General features: G+C 51.5%; 14 protein-coding genes and 4 tRNA genes. 2 read left to right on the top strand and 16 right to left on the bottom strand.

The features are described from left to right. Nucleotides 1–90 precede the first annotated feature (90 nt). Entirely contained in the window at nucleotides 91–1,629 is a 1,539-nt protein-coding gene (locus RAC65_RS21945; protein WP_172912800.1) for a PLP-dependent aminotransferase family protein, read from the bottom strand. Nucleotides 1,630–1,803: 174 nt separating this feature from the next. On the opposite strand from RAC65_RS21945, the gene RAC65_RS21940 reads away from it, so the two are divergent. Continuing rightward, nucleotides 1,804–1,989 carry a DUF1127 domain-containing protein gene (locus RAC65_RS21940; protein ID WP_033737966.1) on the top strand — a complete coding sequence of 62 codons (186 nt, stop codon included), beginning with the start codon at nucleotides 1,804–1,806 and terminating at the stop codon, nucleotides 1,987–1,989. Between the two features lie 174 nt (nucleotides 1,990–2,163). On the opposite strand, the gene rpoC is transcribed toward RAC65_RS21940, so the two are convergent. The 13 genes from rpoC to RAC65_RS21875 all read right to left on the bottom strand — a co-directional run bounded on the left by rpoC (nucleotide 2,164) and on the right by RAC65_RS21875 (nucleotide 16,459). After that, nucleotides 2,164–6,387, bottom strand: a complete 4,224-nt coding sequence (gene rpoC / locus RAC65_RS21935; protein ID WP_033737967.1) for a DNA-directed RNA polymerase subunit beta' — start codon at nucleotides 6,385–6,387, stop codon at nucleotides 2,164–2,166. A 119-nt stretch (nucleotides 6,388–6,506) separates the two neighbouring features. Next, nucleotides 6,507–10,535 (bottom strand): DNA-directed RNA polymerase subunit beta, encoded by a 4,029-nt coding sequence (gene rpoB, locus RAC65_RS21930; RefSeq protein WP_033737970.1) that lies wholly within the window; start codon nucleotides 10,533–10,535, stop codon nucleotides 6,507–6,509. A 330-nt stretch (nucleotides 10,536–10,865) separates the two neighbouring features. After that, complete coding sequence (gene rplL / locus RAC65_RS21925; RefSeq protein ID WP_006121499.1) at nucleotides 10,866–11,228, bottom strand: 50S ribosomal protein L7/L12; 363 nt, start codon at nucleotides 11,226–11,228, stop codon at nucleotides 10,866–10,868. Between the two features lie 63 nt (nucleotides 11,229–11,291). Continuing rightward, nucleotides 11,292–11,789 carry a 50S ribosomal protein L10 gene (gene rplJ / locus RAC65_RS21920; protein ID WP_003848098.1) on the bottom strand — a complete coding sequence of 166 codons (498 nt, stop codon included), beginning with the start codon at nucleotides 11,787–11,789 and terminating at the stop codon, nucleotides 11,292–11,294. A gap of 421 nt (nucleotides 11,790–12,210) precedes the next feature. Further along, complete coding sequence (rplA, locus tag RAC65_RS21915) at nucleotides 12,211–12,915, bottom strand: 50S ribosomal protein L1 (protein WP_006121496.1); 705 nt, start codon at nucleotides 12,913–12,915, stop codon at nucleotides 12,211–12,213. A gap of 3 nt (nucleotides 12,916–12,918) precedes the next feature. Continuing rightward, nucleotides 12,919–13,347, bottom strand: coding sequence for a 50S ribosomal protein L11 (gene rplK / locus RAC65_RS21910; protein ID WP_006121495.1), 429 nt, complete (start codon nucleotides 13,345–13,347; stop codon nucleotides 12,919–12,921). Nucleotides 13,348–13,492: 145 nt separating this feature from the next. Next, a complete protein-coding gene (gene nusG / locus RAC65_RS21905) occupies nucleotides 13,493–14,038 on the bottom strand; it encodes a transcription termination/antitermination protein NusG (protein WP_003848088.1) in 546 nt (181 codons plus the stop codon). A 1-nt stretch (nucleotide 14,039) separates the two neighbouring features. After that, complete coding sequence (gene secE, locus RAC65_RS21900) at nucleotides 14,040–14,423, bottom strand: preprotein translocase subunit SecE (RefSeq protein ID WP_006121494.1); 384 nt, start codon at nucleotides 14,421–14,423, stop codon at nucleotides 14,040–14,042. A gap of 229 nt (nucleotides 14,424–14,652) precedes the next feature. Further along, on the bottom strand, nucleotides 14,653–15,837 hold the full coding sequence (gene tuf / locus RAC65_RS21895) for an elongation factor Tu (RefSeq protein WP_006120578.1): 1,185 nt from the start codon (nucleotides 15,835–15,837) through the stop codon (nucleotides 14,653–14,655). 106 nt (nucleotides 15,838–15,943) lie between these two features. Then, nucleotides 15,944–16,019 (bottom strand) — tRNA-Thr (locus RAC65_RS21890). 5 nt (nucleotides 16,020–16,024) lie between these two features. Next, a tRNA-Gly gene (locus tag RAC65_RS21885) sits at nucleotides 16,025–16,099 on the bottom strand. 192 nt (nucleotides 16,100–16,291) lie between these two features. Then, nucleotides 16,292–16,376: transfer RNA gene (locus tag RAC65_RS21880), tRNA-Tyr, on the bottom strand. A gap of 7 nt (nucleotides 16,377–16,383) precedes the next feature. Further along, nucleotides 16,384–16,459 (bottom strand) — tRNA-Thr (locus RAC65_RS21875). Nucleotides 16,460–17,939: 1,480 nt separating this feature from the next. Here RAC65_RS21875 and coaA point away from each other — a divergent pair. Further along, a complete protein-coding gene (coaA, locus tag RAC65_RS21870) occupies nucleotides 17,940–18,887 on the top strand; it encodes a type I pantothenate kinase (RefSeq protein WP_006121491.1) in 948 nt (315 codons plus the stop codon). Between the two features lie 44 nt (nucleotides 18,888–18,931). On the opposite strand, the gene birA is transcribed toward coaA, so the two are convergent. Both birA and murB read right to left on the bottom strand, forming a co-directional pair. Continuing rightward, the gene (gene birA / locus RAC65_RS21865) at nucleotides 18,932–19,891 is read right to left on the bottom strand and encodes a bifunctional biotin--[acetyl-CoA-carboxylase] ligase/biotin operon repressor BirA (protein WP_375097300.1); all 960 of its coding nucleotides are present in this window, start codon (nucleotides 19,889–19,891) and stop codon (nucleotides 18,932–18,934) included. Then, nucleotides 19,888–20,925: a UDP-N-acetylmuramate dehydrogenase gene (gene murB, locus RAC65_RS21860; RefSeq protein ID WP_324020643.1), complete on the bottom strand. Its 1,038-nt coding sequence runs from the start codon at nucleotides 20,923–20,925 to the stop codon at nucleotides 19,888–19,890. Before murB ends, birA begins: the two co-directional genes overlap by 4 nt. Nucleotides 20,926–21,473: the final 548 nt, after the last annotated feature.

Genomic DNA, 21,473 nt, shown 5'->3' with positions numbered 1-21,473 from the left:
CACACTTTGCGCAACAGGCAGATAAAAACTGGAAAGCCGCGCACGGCAATGAAAATTGCGACTGGCGCGGCTTTTTTCTGTCCTTTAAATTCACTGACGTCCGGCCGGGATGGCCTGACCAGGGCCAGTTCCCTCCTCTTTCTGGCCCTGCTTCTCACTACCTGAAGCGATGATATCGATAACGGCGGATAGATCAGCCGACGGCTGATGCGCACAGGCGGCCATCGCTCGCTCGACAGCCTTACCGGTCAAGGCCAGTGCCTGTTCAATCTTACTGCTTGAGGGCAAGGCGTAATTCAGGCGCAGACAGTTACGGTACTTTCCGGAGGCCGAAAACAGCGAGCCTACGGCAATCTGGATCCCTGATTTGCGTAATTCGTGGTTGAGCTGCACCGCATCAAATGCCTCAGGCAATTCAATCCACATCAAAAAACCGCCCTGAGGCCGCGTGACGCAGATACCGCAAGGGAAGTAATGCCGTACCCAGCAGGAAAAGGTGTCGTAATTGCGCTGGTAAACCTGGCGCATCCGCCGAAGATGCGTCTGGTAATGGCCCTGCTGGATAAAGTCAGCTACGGCATGCTGAGGCTGAGTGGCGGTAGAACCTGTCACAATGTATTTCATATGCAAAACACGATCGCGGAAGCGTCCGGGCGCCACCCAGCCCACACGTAAACCCGGTGCCAGCGTTTTGGAAAACGAGCTGCACAGCAATACGCGTCCTTCTGTATCCAGAGATTTAATGGATGAAGGCCGCGGGTACTCCCAGGCCAGCTCACCATAAACATCGTCTTCAATGATCGCCGCATCAAAACGCTGTACCAGACTCAGCAGCGCGCGCTTGCGCTTTTCGGGCATGATAAAGCCAAGAGGATTGTTGCAGTTAGGGACGACGACGACCGCTTTGATCGGCCACTGATCAAAGGCCAGTTCCAGCGCTTCAAGGCTGATTCCCGTTACAGAATCGGTCGGAATCTCAATGGCCCGAATGCCGAACCCACGTAATGTCTGCATGATGCCGTGAAATGACGGCGATTCGACCGCAATGATATCGCCGGGCTGGCATACTGCGCGCACGGACACTGACAGCGCTTCGTGGCAGCCTGTGGTAATCACAATATCTTCTGAGGTCAGCTGGCAGCCGCTGTCGATCATCAACCGGGCAATTTGTTCTCTCAGCCGGGCGACACCGTAAAGGTTGTCGTAATTCAGCAGCGTGCTTTCCTGCTGCTGCGCCTGACGGCTAAACGCCTTCCACAGAGGTTTCAGTGTGGACTGCGTTAAATCCGGCATACCGCTGCCCAGTTGCAGTACATCCTGTTCCCGGCGGCTGTTAAGCAGGTCAAGCACCGCATCCCACTGGGTAATTTCCACCGGATATTGCGCCGGACGCGTTAAGGCCGGAACGGGTGGCATCGCCTTATGCGGTGCCACAAAATACCCGGAACGCGCCTGCGGAATAATCAGCTGTTTCTGCTCCAGCAGATAATAGGCCTGCTGTACCGTGCTGATGCTGACACCATGTTCGACGCTCAAACTCCGAACGGAGGGCAGGCGCTCGCCACTTTGGTACAACCCCTGTTCAATACGTTTTTCCAGCAATGTGGCTAAATGTTGATAGCGCGTCATGATTGACCTCAGCCAGGTTGATGACCCGACAAAACAGTACAGACAGCCTGTATTTCTACCATTCAGTCCACGCTGACGGCAATCTGTATGTTAAATAATTGCTTCGGGTGCATCTGTATTGGAAATTGTATCTGCATGAAAATATTTCTCAGGTTACTTACTGAGGGCAGGATCATGGGATATGAGGAAAATCGTAGCGCTAAACCCTTTGCAGTTTCACTCAGCCTGTTTCGCTTTATCTGGCATCATTTTCGTCGCTGGCAGTGTCGGCGCGAAACCCGCATGATTTTATGCAGACTGAGCGACAGTGCGCTGAAAGATATCGGGTTAAAGAGAAGCGATATCAACAAACGCTTTTAATTACGGCTCGCCTGCAAACAGGCGTGAGTCGATTTCGTTAACAGGACGGACTTCGGAAAACACTCTTCACGACAGCACGCGTTATGAATGCCGGTGCCGCCTGTATAAGACAGCCTGATCTCGCAGGCAAAAAAAACCCTGCCGGAGCAGGGTTTTTTATCAGGCGTTTGACGATTACTCGTCGTTGTTACCGCCAAGACCCGCGTTCAGTAACTCCGCCAGGCTTGCGGATGCTTCGTCAGCAGTCACCTGCGGTGCAGCTGGCACTTCGCCTGCCGCACGACGACGCATACGATCCTGGTGATAAGCGTAACCGGTACCGGCCGGGATCAAACGACCCACGATCACGTTCTCTTTCAGACCGCGCAGTTCGTCGCGCTTGCCTGCTACTGCCGCTTCGGTCAGGACACGTGTAGTTTCCTGGAACGATGCTGCAGAGATGAACGATTCGGTTGCCAGTGACGCTTTAGTGATACCCAGCAGGTCACGTACGAAGGTTGCGCCAACTTTTCCGTTCGCTTCAAGTTCACGGTTAGAGATCTTGATGCGAGAGAATTCAGCCTGCTCACCTTCCAGGAACTCGGTGCTGCCCGCGCTCATGATAGTAGCTTTACGCAGCATCTGACGAACGATGACTTCGATGTGCTTATCGTTAATCTTAACGCCTTGCAGACGGTAAACTTCCTGCACTTCGTTAGTGATGTAACGGGTAACCGCATGCACGCCACGTAAACGCAGGATGTCATGTGGTGACTCTGGACCATCGGAAACCACGTCACCGCGCTCAACACGTTCACCTTCGAACACGTTCAGCTGACGCCATTTCGGAATCATCTCTTCGTACGGATCGCTACCATCCAGCGGTGTAATCACCAGACGACGCTTACCTTTGGTTTCTTTACCGAAGGAGATGATGCCGCTGATCTCCGCCAGGATTGCTGGCTCTTTCGGACGACGCGCTTCGAACAGGTCAGCAACGCGTGGCAGACCACCGGTAATATCCTTGGTACCGCCAGATTCCTGCGGAACACGCGCCAGGGTATCACCCGAGCTGATCTTCACGCCATCTTCCAGCTGTACAATCGCTTTACCTGGCAGGAAGTACTGAGCAGGCATATCGGTACCTGGGATCAGAACATCATTGCCGTTGGCATCAACGATTTTCAGTGCCGGACGCAGATCTTTACCACCTGAGGTACGTTCTGCAGAGTCCAGAACCACCAGCGATGACAGACCTGTTAAGTCATCAGTCTGACGCGTAATGGTCTGACCGTCGATCATGTCGGTGAAGCGAATGAAACCGCCCACTTCTGTGATAACTGGCATGGTATGCGGATCCCAGTTTGCAACGGTTTCACCCGCAGCAACCTGCTCACCATCACCTTTCGCCATGGTCGCACCGTAAGGAACTTTATAGCTCTCTTTCGTACGGCCAAATTCGTCGATCATTTTCAGTTCAACGTTACGCGAGGTGATCACCAGCTTGCCTGCTGAGTTCGTTACCGACTTAGCATTGGTCAGCTTGATGGTACCTTTGTTCTTCACCTGAATGCTGGATTCAGCTGCCGCACGAGATGCCGCACCACCGATGTGGAACGTACGCATCGTCAGCTGTGTACCCGGCTCACCGATTGACTGTGCCGCGATAACACCGATTGCTTCGCCTTTGTTGATGATGTGACCACGTGCCAGGTCGCGACCATAGCAATGCGCACACACACCAAAGTCGGTTTCACAACCTACAACCGAACGCACCTTCACGCTGTCGACTGAGTTCAGTTCCAGCACGTCACACCAGTGCTCATCGAGCAGTGTGTTACGTGGAACCAGAATGTCAGCCGTGCCAGGCTTCAGAACGTCTTCTGCCGTTACACGGCCCAGAACGCGCTCACGCAGTGGCTCTTTCACGTCGCCACCTTCGATGACTGGCGTCATCATGATGCCTTCGTGTGTACCACAGTCGTCTTCGGTGACAACCAGATCCTGCGCAACGTCAACCAGACGACGCGTCAGATAACCGGAGTTCGCGGTTTTCAGTGCGGTATCTGCAAGACCTTTACGTGCACCGTGCGTCGAGATGAAGTACTGAAGTACGTTCAGACCTTCACGGAAGTTCGCGGTGATAGGCGTTTCAATGATGGAGCCATCTGGCTTAGCCATCAGACCACGCATACCGGCCAGCTGACGAATCTGTGCAGCAGAACCACGCGCACCGGAGTCGGCCATCATAAAGATGCTGTTAAAGGAAACCTGTTTCTCTTCTTCGCCGTCACGGTTAATCACGGTCTCGGTTGAGAGGTTTTCCATCATCGCCTTCGCTACGCGCTCGTTCGCGGCAGCCCAGATATCGATGACTTTGTTGTAACGTTCGCCGGCGGTAACCAGACCAGACTGGAACTGTTCCTGAATTTCGGCCACTTCGGCTTCGGCTTCAGAGATGATTTCCACTTTCTTGGCTGGGATAACCATGTCGTCGATACCAACAGACGCACCTGAACGGGCGGCGTAGGCGAAACCGGTGTACATGGTCTGGTCAGCAAAGATAACGGTCGGCTTCAGGCCCAAAATGCGATAACAGGTGTTCAGCATTTTAGAGATAGCCTTTTTACCCAGCGCCTGGTTGACGATGGAGAAAGGCAGACCTTTCGGTACGATCATCCACAGAATCGAACGACCAATGGTGGTGTCGATCAAGCTGGTTTTCGCAACGAACTCATCCTGCTCGTTTTTGCTGTACTCAGTGATACGCACTTTAACGCGCGCATGCAGCTCGGCCAGGCCAGCGCGATAAACACGCTCAGCTTCTTTCGGGCCGGTCAGCACCATGCCTTCACCTTTGGCATTCACTTTGTCGCGGGTCATGTAGTACAGACCCAGTACAACGTCCTGTGAAGGAACGATGATTGGCTCGCCGTTCGCCGGTGACAGAATGTTGTTGGTCGACATCATCAGCGCACGCGCTTCCAGCTGGGCTTCCAGCGTCAGCGGTACGTGAACAGCCATCTGGTCACCATCGAAGTCGGCGTTATAGGCCGCACAAACCAGCGGGTGAAGCTGGATTGCTTTACCTTCGATCAGAACCGGTTCAAAGGCCTGGATACCTAAACGGTGCAGCGTTGGTGCACGGTTCAGCAGGACCGGGTGTTCGCGGATGACTTCGTCCAGGATATCCCAAACGACAGCTTCTTCACGCTCAACCATCTTCTTCGCGGCTTTGATGGTGGTGGCCAGGCCACGCAGTTCCAGCTTGCCGTAGATGAACGGTTTGAACAGCTCCAGTGCCATTTTCTTCGGCAGACCGCACTGATGCAGACGCAGGTATGGACCAACGGTAATAACAGAACGACCGGAGTAGTCGACACGCTTACCGAGCAGGTTCTGACGGAAACGACCCTGCTTACCTTTGATCATATCGGCCAAAGATTTCAGAGGACGCTTGTTAGAACCGGTGATCGCACGACCGCGACGACCGTTATCCAGCAGGGCATCAACCGCTTCCTGCAGCATACGTTTTTCGTTACGTACGATGATATCTGGCGCAGCCAGATCCAGCAGGCGTTTCAGACGGTTGTTACGGTTGATCACGCGACGATACAGATCGTTCAGATCCGACGTAGCGAAACGACCACCATCCAGCGGTACCAGCGGACGCAGATCAGGCGGCAGAACCGGCAGAACGGTCAGGATCATCCACTCTGGCTTATTACCAGACTGAACGAACGCTTCCAGCAGCTTGATACGCTTGGTCAGTTTTTTACGCTTGGTCTCGGAGTTGGTTTCGTTCAGCTCTTCACGCAGCTGCTCGCACTCTTGCTCCAGATCCATATTTTTCAGCAGCGCCTGGATAGCTTCTGCACCCATCTTCGCGTCGAATTCGTCACCGAACTCTTCCAGCGCGTCAAGGTACTGCTCTTCCGTCAGAATCTGACGTTTTTCCAGGTTAGTCATGCCGCCTTCGATCACAACATAAGATTCGAAGTACAGCACGCGCTCGATATCACGCAGCGGCATATCCAGCAGCAAGCCGATACGCGATGGCAGTGATTTCAGGAACCAAATGTGCGCAGTCGGTGATGCCAGCTCAATGTGGCCCATGCGCTCACGACGTACTTTGGTCTGTGTAACTTCTACGCCACACTTCTCGCAGATTACGCCACGATGTTTTAAACGCTTGTACTTACCGCACAGGCATTCGTAATCTTTTACCGGTCCAAAAATACGGGCACAGAAAAGACCGTCACGCTCTGGCTTGAAGGTACGGTAGTTAATGGTTTCCGGCTTTTTAACTTCACCAAAAGACCATGAACGGATCATGTCTGGCGAAGCCAGCGCAATTTTGATCGCATCAAACTCTTCGGTCTTAGTTTGCGCTTTCAGAAACTTAAGTAAGTCTTTCACGGATTAGCTCCCGTCGGAGTGAGACTCAGGGGCGTCCAACCGAAATTGAACGCCCCATAACCAGTACAAATGCGAGCGCGTTAACCCTGCGCTTACAGGCCGAAGCCTGCTACTGAGGGTTACTCGTCTTCCAGCTCGATGTTGATACCCAGCGAGCGAATCTCTTTCAACAGTACGTTGAACGATTCTGGCATGCCAGGTTCCATCTGATGGTTGCCATCCACGATGTTCTTATACATCTTGGTACGGCCGTTAACGTCATCAGACTTAACGGTAAGCATTTCCTGAAGGGTATATGCCGCACCGTATGCTTCCAGTGCCCATACTTCCATCTCACCGAAGCGCTGACCACCGAACTGTGCCTTACCACCCAGCGGCTGCTGAGTAACGAGGCTGTAGGAACCGGTAGAACGTGCGTGCATCTTGTCATCAACCAGGTGGTTGAGTTTCAGCATGTACATATAACCAACGGTTACCTGACGTTCGAACTGCTCACCAGTGCGACCATCAAACAGGGTAATCTGACCGGAAGAAGGCAGACCGCCGAGCTCTAACAGCTCTTTGATTTCGCTCTCTTTCGCACCATCAAACACCGGCGTGGCGATCGGCATACCTTTTTTCAGGTTTTCAGCCAGACGCAGAACTTCGTCATCACTAAAGGTATTCAGGTCAACTTTCTGACGCACATCTGTGCCCAGATCGTAAGCACGCTGGATGAATTCGCGCAGTTTGGCGACTTCTTCCTGCTTCTTCAGCATCGCGTTAATTTTCTCGCCGATACCTTTCGCTGCCATCCCTAAGTGCGTCTCAAGGATCTGACCGATGTTCATACGTGAAGGTACGCCCAGCGGGTTCAGTACGATATCGACCGGCGTACCGTTCTCATCGTAAGGCATGTCTTCGATTGGGTTGATCTTCGAGATAACACCTTTGTTACCGTGACGACCTGCCATCTTATCACCAGGCTGAATCTGACGTTTAACGGCCAGATAAACCTTAACGATTTTCAGCACGCCTGGTGCCAGATCATCGCCTTGTGTGATTTTACGACGCTTGCCTTCGAGTTTTTTCTCAAACTCGTGCTTCAGTTCGTCGTACTGCTCTGCCAGCTGTTCCAGCTGGTTTTGCTTGGCTTCGTCAGTCAGACCCAGTTCCAGCCAACGCTCACGCGGCAGCTTGTCCAGTTTGTCTGCTTCGACGCCACCAGAAATCAGGACAGACTGGATACGGCTGAACAGGCCCGCTTCCAGAATCTGCAGCTCTTCAGACAGGTCTTTCTTCGCCTGCTTCAGCTGCATCTCTTCGATTTCCAGCGCACGTTTGTCTTTTTCCACGCCATCGCGGGTGAAGACCTGAACGTCGATAACCGTACCCGAAACACCGTTAGGCACGCGCAGAGAAGAGTCTTTCACGTCAGACGCTTTCTCACCGAAGATCGCACGCAGCAGTTTCTCTTCTGGTGTCAGCTGGGTTTCGCCTTTTGGCGTCACTTTACCAACCAGAATGTCACCACCGGTCACTTCCGCACCGATGTAAACGATACCGGATTCATCCAGTTTAGAGAGTGCAGCCTCACCCACGTTCGGGATGTCAGCGGTAATCTCTTCTGGCCCCAGCTTGGTGTCGCGAGACACACAGGCCAGTTCCTGAATGTGGATGGTCGTGAAGCGATCTTCCTGCACCACGCGCTCGGAGACTAAGATGGAGTCTTCGAAGTTGTAACCGTTCCACGGCATGAACGCGACGCGCATGTTCTGACCCAGCGCCAGTTCACCGAGATCGGTAGACGGGCCATCAGCCAGCACATCACCACGCTCAACTGGCTCGCCCAGAGATACACATGGCATCTGGTTGATACAGGTGTTCTGGTTAGAACGGGTGTATTTGGTCAGGTTGTAGATGTCGATGCCCGCTTCGCCCGGATACATTTCGTCTTCGTTAACTTTGATAACGATACGTGATGCATCAACGTACTGAACGGTACCGCCACGTTTCGCCACAGCGGTAACACCGGAGTCAACGGCAACCGCGCGCTCCATACCGGTCCCTACCAGCGGCTTATCGGCACGCAGTGTAGGAACGGCCTGACGTTGCATGTTCGCACCCATCAGGGCGCGGTTAGCATCATCGTGTTCCAGGAACGGGATCAGTGACGCACCGACGGAAACGACCTGTTGGGTCGAAACGTCCATGTAGTCAACCTGATCGCGGCTGAACAGGCTCGATTCACCTTTGCTACGGCAGGTCACCAGGTCATCAACGAACGCACCTTCTTCTGACAGATTGGTGTTCGCCTGAGCGATGACATAGTTACCTTCTTCGATGGCAGACAGGTAATGAATTTCATCAGAAACCACACCGTCGATCACGCGACGATAAGGGGTTTCCAGGAAACCGTACTCGTTGGTCTGCGCATATACAGACAAGGAGTTGATCAGACCGATGTTCGGACCTTCAGGGGTTTCGATTGGGCAGACACGACCGTAGTGCGTTGGGTGTACGTCACGCACTTCGAAGCCGGCACGCTCACGGGTTAAACCACCCGGGCCGAGAGCAGAGATACGACGCTTGTGCGTAATCTCTGACAACGGGTTGTTCTGATCCATAAACTGGGACAGCTGGCTTGAACCAAAGAACTCTTTCACCGCCGCCGAAATAGGCTTGGCGTTGATCATGTCCTGAGGCATCAATGTGTCGAGGTCGCCCAGAGAAAGACGCTCTTTCACTGCACGCTCAACACGGACCAGGCCGACGCGGAACTGGTTTTCCGCCATTTCACCCACTGAACGAATACGACGGTTACCGAGGTGGTCAATATCGTCCACTTCGCCTTTACCGTTACGGATGTCGATCAGCTTTTTCATCACTTCGATGATGTCTTCTTTGCTCAGGATACCTGAACCTTCGATTTCATCACGCAGCAATGAACGGTTGAACTTCATGCGGCCGACAGCAGAAAGATCGTAACGATCTTCAGAGAAGAACAGGTTCTCGAACAGGTTCTCTGCTGCTTCACGCGTAGGTGGCTCACCAGGACGCATCATGCGGTAAATCTCAACCAGCGCGCTCAGGCGATCGTTGGTTGGGTCGACGCGCAGGGTCTCGGAGATATAAGGGCCGTGATCCAGATCGTTGGTGAACAGCGTTTCGATACGCTTGTGACCCGCCTGGCTCAGCTTGGCCAGCAGATCCAGCGACAGCTCCATGTTCGCTGCGATAATCAGTTCACCGGTGTTCTCATCGATATAATCTTTAGAGACCACTTTGCCTGCAATATATTCAACAGGCACTTCAATGTGCTGGATACCGTCTTTTTCGAGCTGACGAATGTGACGCGCAGTGATGCGACGCCCTTTCTCAACGTAGACCGTGCCGTTCGATTCGATATCGAAGGTCGCGGTTTCACCACGCAGGCGCTCTGGCACCAGTTCCATCTGCAGCTTGTTGTCACGGATTTCATACACCACTTTCTCGAAGAAGATATCGAGGATTTCAGCAGTGGTGTAATGCAGTGCGCGCAGGATGATACTGGCCGGCAGCTTACGACGACGGTCAATACGGACGAAAAGGTTGTCTTTCGGGTCAAACTCGAAGTCCAGCCATGAACCACGGTAAGGAATGATACGTGCGTTATACAGCACTTTACCCGATGAGTGGGTTTTACCCTTATCGCTGTCAAAGAATACGCCAGGACTACGATGCAGCTGAGAAACGATAACACGCTCAGTACCGTTGATAACAAAGGTACCGTTGTCTGTCATGAGTGGAATTTCACCCATGTAGACTTCTTGTTCTTTAATGTCTTTTACTGTGCCTTCTGGCGCTTCGCGCTCATAGATCACCAGACGCAGTTTGACGCGCAGCGGTGCCGAGTAGGTCACGCCACGGATCTGACATTCTTTCACGTCAAAGACAGGTTCACCTAAGCGATAGCTGACGTACTGCAACTCAGAGTTGCCGCTGTAGCTCGCGATAGGGAATACAGAGCGGAAGGCAGCTTCCAGTCCGTACTGACCTTCTGGATCTTGCTCGATAAACTTCTGAAACGAATCAAGCTGGATAGAAAGGAGATAAGGTATGTCCAAAACTTGTGGACGTTTACCAAAATCCTTACGAATACGTTTTTTCTCGGTATAGGAGTAAACCATAGGGTTCCTCAGCTAGCTGACAAGTCGACCCACGCTGTCCGTCCTGACAGGACAGTTCATGCAACACGATTTTGTTTGATTCACGCACTGCCCGGCAGTGTGTGCAATACCTCTTTCTATCACGCTTAAATCATTTCATTGCTTCAGCGTGGGCAGGGAACCCGCACAGGAAAGCAGTATATTAAGTCGTCGATAGAGAAAGATATTGAAGAGCAACAATGGACAAACAGTGCGAAACCCCATTGAGGCCCTGGAGCGCAAAAAGGCTGGTGACCAAAAAGTCACCAGCCATCAGTCTGATATTACTCAGACTGCAACCCGAGGGTTGTCTTACTTAACTTCAACTTCAGCGCCAGCTTCTTTCAGAGCAGCTTCAAGTGCAGCTGCGTCATCTTTGCTGATGCCTTCTTTGATCACGCCAGTTGCTTCAACCAGATCTTTGGCTTCTTTCAGGCCCAGACCAGTTGCGGTACGAACGGCTTTGATTACTGCAACTTTGTTCGCGCCAACAGCTTTCAGGATAACGTCGAATTCAGTTTTCTCTTCAACAGCTTCAGCTGGGCCAGCAGCAACAGCTACAGCAGCAGCAGCAGAAACGCCGAATTTTTCTTCCATAGCAGAAACCAGCTCAACTACTTCCATTACGGACATAGCGGCAACGGCTTCCAGAATTTGGTCTTTAGTGATAGACATAACAATTGTTCCTAAGAATCAGAAAAAGTTTATACGTTAGCAAGTACGAAGAAAAGAGAGGCCTTAAGCCGCTTCTTTTGCATCGCGAACAGCAGCCAGAGTGCGAACCAGTTTGCCGGCAGCGGCTTCTTTCATGGTCGACATCAGACGTGCCAGTGCTTCTTCGTAGGTCGGCAGCGTTGCCAGACGGTCAATATTGGCCGCCGTGATCAGCTCACCTTCAAAGGCTGCAGCTTTGACCTCAAATTTTGCATTCGCTTTCGCGAAATCTTTGAACAGACGAGCAGCAGCGCCCGGGTGTTCCATAGAATATGCAATCAGGGTCGGACCAACAAACGTGTCTTTCAGGCACTCGAACTGAGTACCTTCAACGACGCGGCGCAGCAGGGTGTTACGAACAACACGCATGTAAACGCCAGCTTCACGGCCTGCTTTACGCAGTTCGGTCATTTTATCAACGGTAACGCCACGAGAATCCGCAACAACCGCTGAAAGCGCACCTTTGGCTACTTCGCTGACTTCAGCAACAATCGCTTGTTTGTCTTGAAGATTTAATGCCATTAGCTTTAGCTCCTGGATTTGACCGGGGATGGATTTCCCCGGAACTCACTTCACTTATTCGCCCGAAGGAAAATAAGCGCTATTACACGGTGAGCAGAATCCAGTAAAGAAAAATTCTTTTGGTTCTGTCACCGTCTACGCAGGGTATTAAGCATTACATCCAAAGATGTGCAGCTCCTGCGGTCTTGGACGGAGGCCAGGATAAGGCCTGGCTCCAACCTAAAATTCGGCTGTACATCGTGGCTCAGATTGCCCTGCACTGACAGCCTTTATAAGGCCTGCTGAACACTTTACTGTGTTTCAGGCGACTGACTCAGTCGCTGCGTTCGCACAATCTGACTTACTCACGATGACATCTGCATGAATGCAGAACAACGGGCGTAAGATTCTAGGTGAATTTTTCGCCCGTTTCAAGCAGCAATTAGTTTGCCGCTGCGCTCAGACCAGCCTGGTCAACGGCAACGCCGGCACCCATGGTGGTAGAGATGCTGACTTTCTTGATGTACACGCCTTTCGCCTGAGCAGGTTTTGCTTTTTTCAGCGCAACCAGCAGAGATTCCAGGTTTTCTTTCAGTTTGTCAGCATCGAAGTCCACTTTACCGATGGTAGTGTGGATGATGCCGTTTTTGTCGTTACGATAACGAACCTGACCTGCTTTAGCGTTCTTAACCGCTTCAGCAACGTTCGGGGTTACAGTACCGACTTTCGGGTTTGGCATCAGGCCACGTGGACCCAGAACCTGACCTAACTGGCCAACAACGCGCATTGCATCTGGAGATGCAATAACAACGTCAAAGTTCATTTCGCCTTTCTTGATCTGCTCAGCCAGATCTTCCATACCTACCAGCTCAGCGCCAGCTGCTTTAGCAGCTTCAGCGTTTGCGCCCTGGGTGAAGACGGCTACACGTACAGAACGACCTGTACCGTGTGGCAGAACGGTCGCGCCGCGCACGTTCTGGTCAGATTTACGAGCGTCGATGCCGAGGTTAACAGCAACGTCTACGCTTTCTACGAACTTAGCGGTAGCCAGCTCTTTCAGTAATGCGATTGCTTCAGCAATATCGTACTGCTTAGTCGCGTCAACTTTGTCGCGAATAACGCTCATGCGCTTGGTCAGCTTTGCCATTTCTTAGTCCTCTACTACCAGGCCCATGGAACGAGCAGTACCTTCGATTGAGCGAGTCATCGCTTCAACGTCAGAACCAGTCATGTCCGCAGCTTTAGTTTCTGCGATTTCACGTACCTGAGCACGAGTCACTTTACCGACTTTATCTTTGTTCGGCTTACCAGAACCAGACTTGATGCCCGCTGCTTTTTTCAGCAGAACGGCAGCCGGAGGCGTTTTGGTAATGAAGGTGAAAGAACGGTCGCTGTATACGGTGATAACAACTGGAGTAGGCAGGCCTTTTTCCAGTGATTCTGTTTTGGCGTTAAACGCTTTACAGAATTCCATGATGTTAACACCCTGCTGACCCAGAGCTGGACCAACTGGTGGACTTGGGTTCGCCATACCAGCTGCAACCTGCAGCTTGACGTAGGCTTGTACTTTCTTAGCCATGATAATTCCTCAATTGGGTTATAGCGCCTTTAAAAGGCTCCCCGTGGTAACGATTTACACGCTGTTGCCAGCGCATAAAAACAAAAGGCGCGAAATTATAGTTTAATTTCGCGCCTGCTGCAACAGCCAAATAGTGAAAGAAAGGTTAGCCTTTCTCCACCTGACCGAAGTCGAGTTCGACAGGTGTTGCACGTCCAAAGATGGAGACCGAAACAGTCAGACGACTCTTCTCATAATCGACATCTTCGACCACGCCGTTAAAGTCGGCAAACGGACCATCGTTGACGCGTACCATTTCGCCCGGTTCGAACAGCGTTTTCGGACGTGGCTTGTCACCTACCTGCTGCAGGCGGTTCATGATCGCATCAACTTCTTTATCGCTGATTGGCGCAGGGCGGTCAGAAGTACCACCGATGAAACCCATTACGCGTGGCACGCTGCGAACGAGGTGCCAGCTGGCATCATTCATTACCATCTGAACCAGAACGTAGCCTGGGAAGAATTTACGTTCGCTTTTACGGCGTTGACCACCACGGATCTCGACCACTTCTTCAGTCGGCACCATGACGTCGCCAAACAGCTCTTCCATGTTGTGCAATTTGATGTGCTCACGCAGCGACTGTGCTACGCGGCCTTCAAAACCGGAAAACGCCTGCACGACGTACCAGCGTTTTTTTGGAGCTTCAGACATCTCAGAACCTCAGGCCAGTGATAAACGATACCAGACGGACCAGAATGCCATCCAGCCCCCACAAAATCAGTGACATCACGGCAGTGACCGCGGCAACGATTAACGTGGTATGCAGTGTCTCCTGGCGGGTTGGCCAGATAACCTTGCGCATTTCGGTTCTTGCTTCACGTGCAAAGGCTACGGTCGCTTTGCCTTTGGTCGTTAAAAGCGCAATGCCGCCTGCTGCTGCAATCAAAATAACAACAGCCAACGCACGCAGAGGTAACGTCACATCACGATAGAGGTAGTTACCTACGATCGCCGCAAGCAGTAATAAGACTACCACTACCCATTTCAGCGCTTCGAGGCCGCGCCCGCTCCCTTGAGCTTCGGTATTCGCACTCATAAACCAACCTGCCACAATAATTCAGAAACTATTCTGCCCCGCATCGCGAGGCATCCAAACCGAATGAGCTTTTGGGGCGTAACTCGGTATCCAGCGCCGCATAACAGAGCCTGTCTCAGCAATGATTATGGTGCAAAATCACTGATGAGTCAGGTTCTATAAAACAGCGTACAAAAAGGGCATCAAATGATGCCCTTTCCATGTGCATTGCGTCAAATATTATCGGTAATTAAGCGATAACTTTGGCAACAACGCCCGCGCCAACGGTACGGCCACCTTCGCGGATTGCGAAGCGCAGACCTTCGTCCATTGCGATTGGGTGGATCAGGGTAACAACCATTTTGATGTTGTCGCCTGGCATAACCATTTCAACGCCTTCTGGCAGCTCTACTGAACCGGTCACGTCAGTGGTACGGAAGTAGAACTGTGGACGGTAGCCCTTGAAGAACGGAGTATGGCGGCCACCTTCGTCTTTAGACAGAACGTAAACTTCTGACTCGAACTTGGTGTGCGGCTTGATGGTGCCTGGCTTCGCCAGAACCTGACCACGCTGGATGTCTTCACGCTTGATACCGCGCAGCAGAACACCACAGTTTTCGCCTGCCTGACCCTGGTCCAGCAGTTTGCGGAACATTTCAACACCGGTACAGGTTGATTTCGCCGTATCTTTGATACCCACGATTTCAACTTCGTCGCCGACTTTAACAACACCGCGCTCAACACGACCGGTTACTACAGTACCACGGCCAGAGATTGAGAATACGTCTTCGATTGGCAGCAGGAACGGCATGTCGATAGCACGAACCGGATCCGGGATGTAGTTATCCAGGTGGTTAGCCAGCTCAACGATCTTCTCTTCCCACTCTGGGTTGCCTTCCAGCGCTTTCAGTGCTGAACCGCGAACGATTGGAGTGTCGTCGCCCGGGAAGTCGTACTGTGACAGCAGGTCACGGACTTCCATCTCAACCAGTTCCAGCAGCTCTTCGTCATCAACCATGTCACACTTGTTCAGGAACACGATGATGTAAGGAACGCCTACCTGACGACCCAGCAGGATGTGCTCACGGGTCTGCGGCATTGGGCCGTCAGTCGCAGCAACAACCAGGATCGCGCCGTCCATCTGCGCAGCACCGGTAATCATGTTTTTCACATAGTCGGCGTGGCCCGGGCAGTCAACGTGTGCATAGTGGCGAGACGGGGTTTCATACTCAACGTGTGCAGTGTTGATGGTGATACCACGTGCTTTTTCTTCAGGGGTGCTGTCGATCTGGTCGAACGCACGCGCCTGGCCGCCGTTGGTTTTAGCCAGAACGGTGGTGATTGCTGCAGTCAGGGTGGTTTTACCGTGGTCAACGTGACCGATGGTGCCCACGTTTACGTGCAGTTTGTTACGTTGAAATTGCTCTTTAGCCATCGCTTGTCCCTCTAAGACACGGATATATCAAAGATATCGTCACATTAACCAGGCATTGCCTGACTGCAAGGAGTTACAGAGAAAATCAGGAGGGAGATAAAGGAAGTGGTGCTGATACCCAGAGTCGAACTGGGGACCTCACCCTTACCAAGGGTGCGCTCTACCAACTGAGCCATATCAGCACATCTGGAGCGGGCAGCGGGAATCGAACCCGCATCATCAGCTTGGAAGGCTGAGGTAATAGCCATTATACGATGCCCGCATCCTGGAACTCGGCTACCTGTTCTTTCTGTAGCTTGTGAATAACAGGGGAAGTCCCCCATTATTCTTAGCCTGCCAGCGAAGCTGGCTGACTTTGACTGAGCTTACACCCAATCTGAATTCAGGGTGAGAAGAAGTGACTCACCTGCCAGATAAACAGGTTGTTTATCTGTTCTCAACCCGAGGGTCGAGATGGTGGTGGGAGAAGGATTCGAACCTTCGAAGTCTGTGACGGCAGATTTACAGTCTGCTCCCTTTGGCCGCTCGGGAATCCCACCTACTTGATGGTGCCGGCTACCGGAATCGAACTGGTGACCTACTGATTACAAGTCAGTTGCTCTACCAACTGAGCTAAGCCGGCATCAAGTGACGCGCATTCTAGGAAGGTCGGCTGAAGGATGCAACAAAAAAATCACTGTTTTTGTTCTATCGCTTACTATTTGTGCAAAGCATCGCAATTTACCCCTATTCTGCAGAAATAACATCCAATTATTGGTCAAATTTTCGCGTCATCTTCTGTCCCTGGATTGGGTCTTCACGATTTCATTCTTTGGTGGATGGCTTTTTTCACGTCCCCTTTTTTTGCTGATCATGCAAAATTCGTCTCGATTGCTTATTTATTGCCCGGTGTTTTCCATCGACAGCCGGTTTTTGTTTGTGGATATCGGTTTGTTTGTGCAAAAACGCCACCATAGGGTAAGCGATGAGTAATATTAAGTTGACAGGGTTGCAGAGAAAACGTACTGGCACCTAAAGAGGTGGGAATGGACACTGGCACAATACCGCTTTCAATACGCGTGAATCAGGCATTGCTTGTATGCTTTCTGTGGCCGACAGCGCTGCTCTGTTCGGTTACTGGCCTGACAGGCGCGCGAGTGCATGTGTATTGATGTCGACGCGGTGAAGATGAGCGAGGTTGCATATGAACAGGTACTGCCTACGTACAACAGAGAAGTCACATGACACATGAGAACGGCCCGATGCTTGATGTGCAGATTCCACCCTGTCCGCACCGATGACGGCTGCGACCAACTGGAACGCCGCCGAAAGTCATTATGTTTGTCCCTTCTGTTGTCAGAACGCGCTGTGCCTCCCGGTTCAACCTGTATAGAAACCCGGTCAGGCGGATTAAAGCGCTTCTTCTCTCCTTTGGCCCTCAAAAAGCTTAAGCACACCACAAAGCCTGTGGCGGCCTTATGTTGGCAGCAACAGTATTGGGCTGATCTGATGGACACGCCATGCGAGGGCAGAGAAAGGGTCGTGGTAAGGGTTATTCGTCACGGGAAAGAGAGTACAGAAGGTATCCGTGCCTGGTGCAGACTGGTCTCTGAAGGCAATAAAGTGCCTTGTGGATGTTCAGACAAATGACCTGACGAATGAAAGCACGCCCCAAAACAGTGACGCGCCTGACACGCACCTTATTTGCGGCTTAACGTCCGGCATAAAGTAACAGACAGCCACGGATTCATTGCACGCGCTATCATGAAAGACCCGCTCGTTAACCGGCTGCTGGCTAAGTGAACCATACGATAATGAGCGAAGGCCCGTTTACGTGCCCTGATCAGTGCTACCCACCGGGCTGAAGATTTACCTGTCACATCGCATGCTGTAATTACAGAGATCAAGCCTCTTGATCAAGGATTTGTTAAAATTGCGGAGGCGCCGACGAAAGCTTATCCCCGTTTATTTTTTACTTCTTTTAAAAGCTATACTGGTGGTACCCTCCAGCCCATTGTTCTCGTTAATAACTCTGTGACCCGCAATTCATTACGCTACCGTGCCCGAGTAATCTTCGGTGAAAATGTACAGATTGGTTTGAATCTGCAGTCAAATGTATACTTATGGATAAAACGACATCACTCACCACGCCTTATTTACAGTTCACCCGTGAACAATGGGCGTCATTACGCGACTCCGTTCCCATGACGCTGGCAGAGGATGAAATTGCTCAGTTAAAAGGGATAAACGAAGACCTTTCTATTGAAGAGGTGGCCGAAATCTATCTGCCGCTCTCACGCTTGCTGAATTTCTATATAAGTTCGAATGTGCGTCGCCAGGCTGTTCTGGAACAATTTCTGGGCACAGACGGGCAAAAGATCCCTTACATTATCAGTATTGCTGGTAGCGTTGCGGTGGGGAAAAGTACGACTGCCCGCGTTTTACAGGCGCTTCTCAGCCGCTGGCCTGAGCACCGTAAGGTTGAGTTAATTACAACTGATGGCTTCCTTCATCCGAACTCGGTACTAAAAGAGCGCGGTCTCATGAAGAAAAAAGGGTTTCCTCAATCTTATGATATGCATCGGTTAGTTAAGTTTGTGTCAGACCTTAAGTCTGGCGCCCAGCAGGTGACGGCGCCCGTTTATTCCCATCTCATTTATGACGTTATTCCGGATGGGGATAAAGTGGTGCAACAACCCGATATTTTAATTCTGGAAGGCTTAAACGTTCTTCAAAGTGGAATGGATTATCCTCACGATCCGCACCACGTATTTGTTTCTGATTTTGTCGATTTTTCTATCTATGTCGATGCGGAAGAAGATCTTTTACAGCACTGGTATATCAATCGCTTTCTGAAATTTCGCCAAGGCGCTTTCACCGATCCCGACTCTTATTTTCATCATTATGCACAGTTACCTGAAGATGAGGCCATCAAGATCGCGGGATCGCTGTGGAAAGAGATCAACTGGCTGAACCTGAAAGAGAATATTCTTCCTACACGTGAAAGAGCCAGCTTGATTATGACCAAAAGTGGTAATCATGCGGTTGAAAAAGTCCGCCTGAGAAAATAAGTTACGACAATAAAGCCTGCCTTAAAAGCAGGCTTTACAGACTTTTAAAGGGGACGCAGCGATATTTCCCCACCCATCCAGGATTTAATTTCGCCCTCTTGTTCCAGCAGCAAACCACCCTGATTATCAATGCCGCGTGCAATGCCGTGAACTTCCCGCTCGCCCATCAGTAACCTGACCGGACGGTTGATAAAGTTGTCTAAGCCTGCCCAGCGTGCGACAAAAGGTGCCAGACCTTCCTGTTCAAAAACAGGTAGTGCCTCACGCAGGCGATTGATTAACGTTGCAGCCAGGTCATTACGATCAAGCGTTACGCCCGCTTCCTGCAGATTAATCCAGCCCTGATTGATTTGCGCCGCGTCGGCATTTCGCATCGCTAAATTGATGCCCGCTCCCATTACGATCTGCGCAGCATCGCCGGTTTTACCGGTTAACTCCACTAAGATGCCTGCTAATTTTCTGTCATGGAGGTAAATATCATTCGGCCATTTTACGCGAACATCCTCCGCACCTAATGACTGAAGCGTCTCTGCCATCACTATACCAATCACCAGGCTGAGCCCCATCGCTGCAGCAGGCCCTTGCTCCAGACGCCAGTACATAGACATATAAAGATTAGCACCGAAGGGAGAAAACCAATGCCGCCCGCGTCGTCCGCGTCCCGCTTGCTGATATTCCGCCACACAAACGGCACCTGAAGGCAGTGAATCCATACGCTCAAGTAAATACTGGTTCGTCGAATCGATAACCGGTATCACGGCGACATCAGGCTGAGAAAGCTGACCAAGAATCGCCTTTTCATTGAGCAACTGAAGCGGTGCAGGGAAGCTGTAGCCTTTCCCGGTAACCGTATACACTTCAAGGCCCCAGCTTTTTAACGTCTGAATATGTTTATTAATTGCTGCGCGGCTCATGCCGAGCGTTTCACCTAATTGCTCACCAGAATGAAATTCGCCATCTGACAGGATATCAATAAGCTTTAGCGGTACGCTGTGGTCTTTCATGCAATCACCTCAACCGCATTGCATTCACCTTGTGCCCGGATAAAACGGACCTCAGGCTCAAGCCAGACATCAAATTTCTCACCTACGCGTGCGCGCACCTTTTTTGCCAGCGCAACGATATCGCCTGGCGTGGCATTGGCGGCATTAATCAGCACTAATGCCTGCTGCTGATGAACTTCCGCGCCGCCAACCCGACAGCCTTTAAGCTGACACTGATCGATTAACCAGCCTGCGGCAAGTTTTACCGTACCCTCTGGTTGGGGATAATTTGGCATCGCAGGATAGTGATTAAGCAATACTTCGGCCTGCTGCCGACTAATCACTGGATTTTTGAAAAAACTGCCAACATTGCCTGTTATTTTGGGGTCAGGTAATTTGCTCTGTCGCATATGGCAAACGGCATGAAACACATCCCAGGCATTCGCAGTCGCCGGATTAAGCGTCTTTAAATCGCCATACGTCAGCACCGGTTGCCACTGTTTGGTTAATGAAAACCCGACGGCAACAATCGTATAGCCCGACTGGTACTGATGTTTAAAAATGCTGTCGCGATAGCCAAACTGGCAATCGTCACGGCTTAAACGCTCAGTGACGCCGGTTTGCAAATTCAGCACGTCTACATATTCACAGACATCTTTCAGTTCAACGCCATAGGCGCCGATATTCTGGATGGGTGCAGAGCCGACCATACCGGGAATAAGTGCCAGGTTCTCTAGTCCGGAAATCCCTTTTTCCAGCGTCATTTTTACCAGTTGATGCCAGTTTTCACCCGCGCCAACATGCAGCTTCCAGCGCTCATTCTCGTCGCGTATTTCAACTCCAGCGATGCGGTTGAGCACCACAATGCCCGCGAAGTCCTCAAGAAACAGTACATTGCTGCCTTCACCCAGGATCAAAAAGGGTTGCTGGTTACGCTGGCTCATCTGCCATGCCGCAAGTATGGCTTCAGGTGTTTCGGCGACAATACGAATTTGTGTGCTGACATCAAGACCGAGCGTATTGTCGGCTTTTAAGGAGGTATACGAGCTGGACATGATAAGGCCTTCACGGGGTTAATCTGGCCGTAGTTTACCGCATCATGAACGGATTGAGAGGGAATTTGCGTGCGAAGACGTTTTTCGCTGCATATCAGCCACTCAGAACGCTGAACGGGTAGAAAGAAATCCCGTCGCGGGCATGACGACAGGGGAAGCTGATGGAATGTGAGTTGTTTAAAGCATCTAAAAACACAGGCGGAACAATTGTGAAGTATCAGCAGAACTTTGTAGAGGTGGGCATCCGTTTCATCCAGGCCGTTTTGCCAACCGCACGTTTAAACAGCGCGGTTTGATCGCAGTCTGTTTAGCTATTCACTGGAGAGATTGATGCAAAGCATGGGCTAAAAGGCATAGACAGGAAAGGGCCGCTGACGACATATTCTTTCCTTTTACATGCAGAGGCAAGGTAAACGGACCAGGGAGGATGACCGGCAGGCGACGGCAGAGATCTGCCCTGAAGCCCGCAGAGGTCCGGCAGGCCACGCCCTCCCCGGACGCCGGACGTAAAAAAGCCCCGTACTTCCGTACGGGGCTTCTTCACCTGA

The organism is Pantoea sp. BS_8 (genome assembly GCF_041954965.1).
Classification (GTDB): domain Bacteria; phylum Pseudomonadota; class Gammaproteobacteria; order Enterobacterales; family Enterobacteriaceae; genus Pantoea; species Pantoea stewartii.
Note: the sequence above shows the minus strand (reverse complement) of the source record. Positions and strands in the feature narration are given on the sequence as shown.

Bases quoted from the DNA above. Each gene is read 5' to 3' on its own strand.
- RAC65_RS21945 (WP_172912800.1), bottom strand. From the start codon at position 1,629: ATGACGCGCTATCAACATTTAGCCACATTGCTGGAAAAACGTATTGAA.
- RAC65_RS21940 (WP_033737966.1), top strand. From the start codon at position 1,804: ATGGGATATGAGGAAAATCGTAGCGCTAAACCCTTTGCAGTTTCACTC.
- rpoB (WP_033737970.1), bottom strand. From the start codon at position 10,535: ATGGTTTACTCCTATACCGAGAAAAAACGTATTCGTAAGGATTTTGGT.
- rplL (WP_006121499.1), bottom strand. From the start codon at position 11,228: ATGTCTATCACTAAAGACCAAATTCTGGAAGCCGTTGCCGCTATGTCC.
- rplJ (WP_003848098.1), bottom strand. From the start codon at position 11,789: ATGGCATTAAATCTTCAAGACAAACAAGCGATTGTTGCTGAAGTCAGC.
- rplA (WP_006121496.1), bottom strand. From the start codon at position 12,915: ATGGCAAAGCTGACCAAGCGCATGAGCGTTATTCGCGACAAAGTTGAC.
- rplK (WP_006121495.1), bottom strand. From the start codon at position 13,347: ATGGCTAAGAAAGTACAAGCCTACGTCAAGCTGCAGGTTGCAGCTGGT.
- nusG (WP_003848088.1), bottom strand. From the start codon at position 14,038: ATGTCTGAAGCTCCAAAAAAACGCTGGTACGTCGTGCAGGCGTTTTCC.
- secE (WP_006121494.1), bottom strand. From the start codon at position 14,423: ATGAGTGCGAATACCGAAGCTCAAGGGAGCGGGCGCGGCCTCGAAGCG.
- tuf (WP_006120578.1), bottom strand. From the start codon at position 15,837: ATGGCTAAAGAGCAATTTCAACGTAACAAACTGCACGTAAACGTGGGC.
- coaA (WP_006121491.1), top strand. From the start codon at position 17,940: ATGGATAAAACGACATCACTCACCACGCCTTATTTACAGTTCACCCGT.
- birA (WP_375097300.1), bottom strand. From the start codon at position 19,891: ATGAAAGACCACAGCGTACCGCTAAAGCTTATTGATATCCTGTCAGAT.
- murB (WP_324020643.1), bottom strand. From the start codon at position 20,925: ATGTCCAGCTCGTATACCTCCTTAAAAGCCGACAATACGCTCGGTCTT.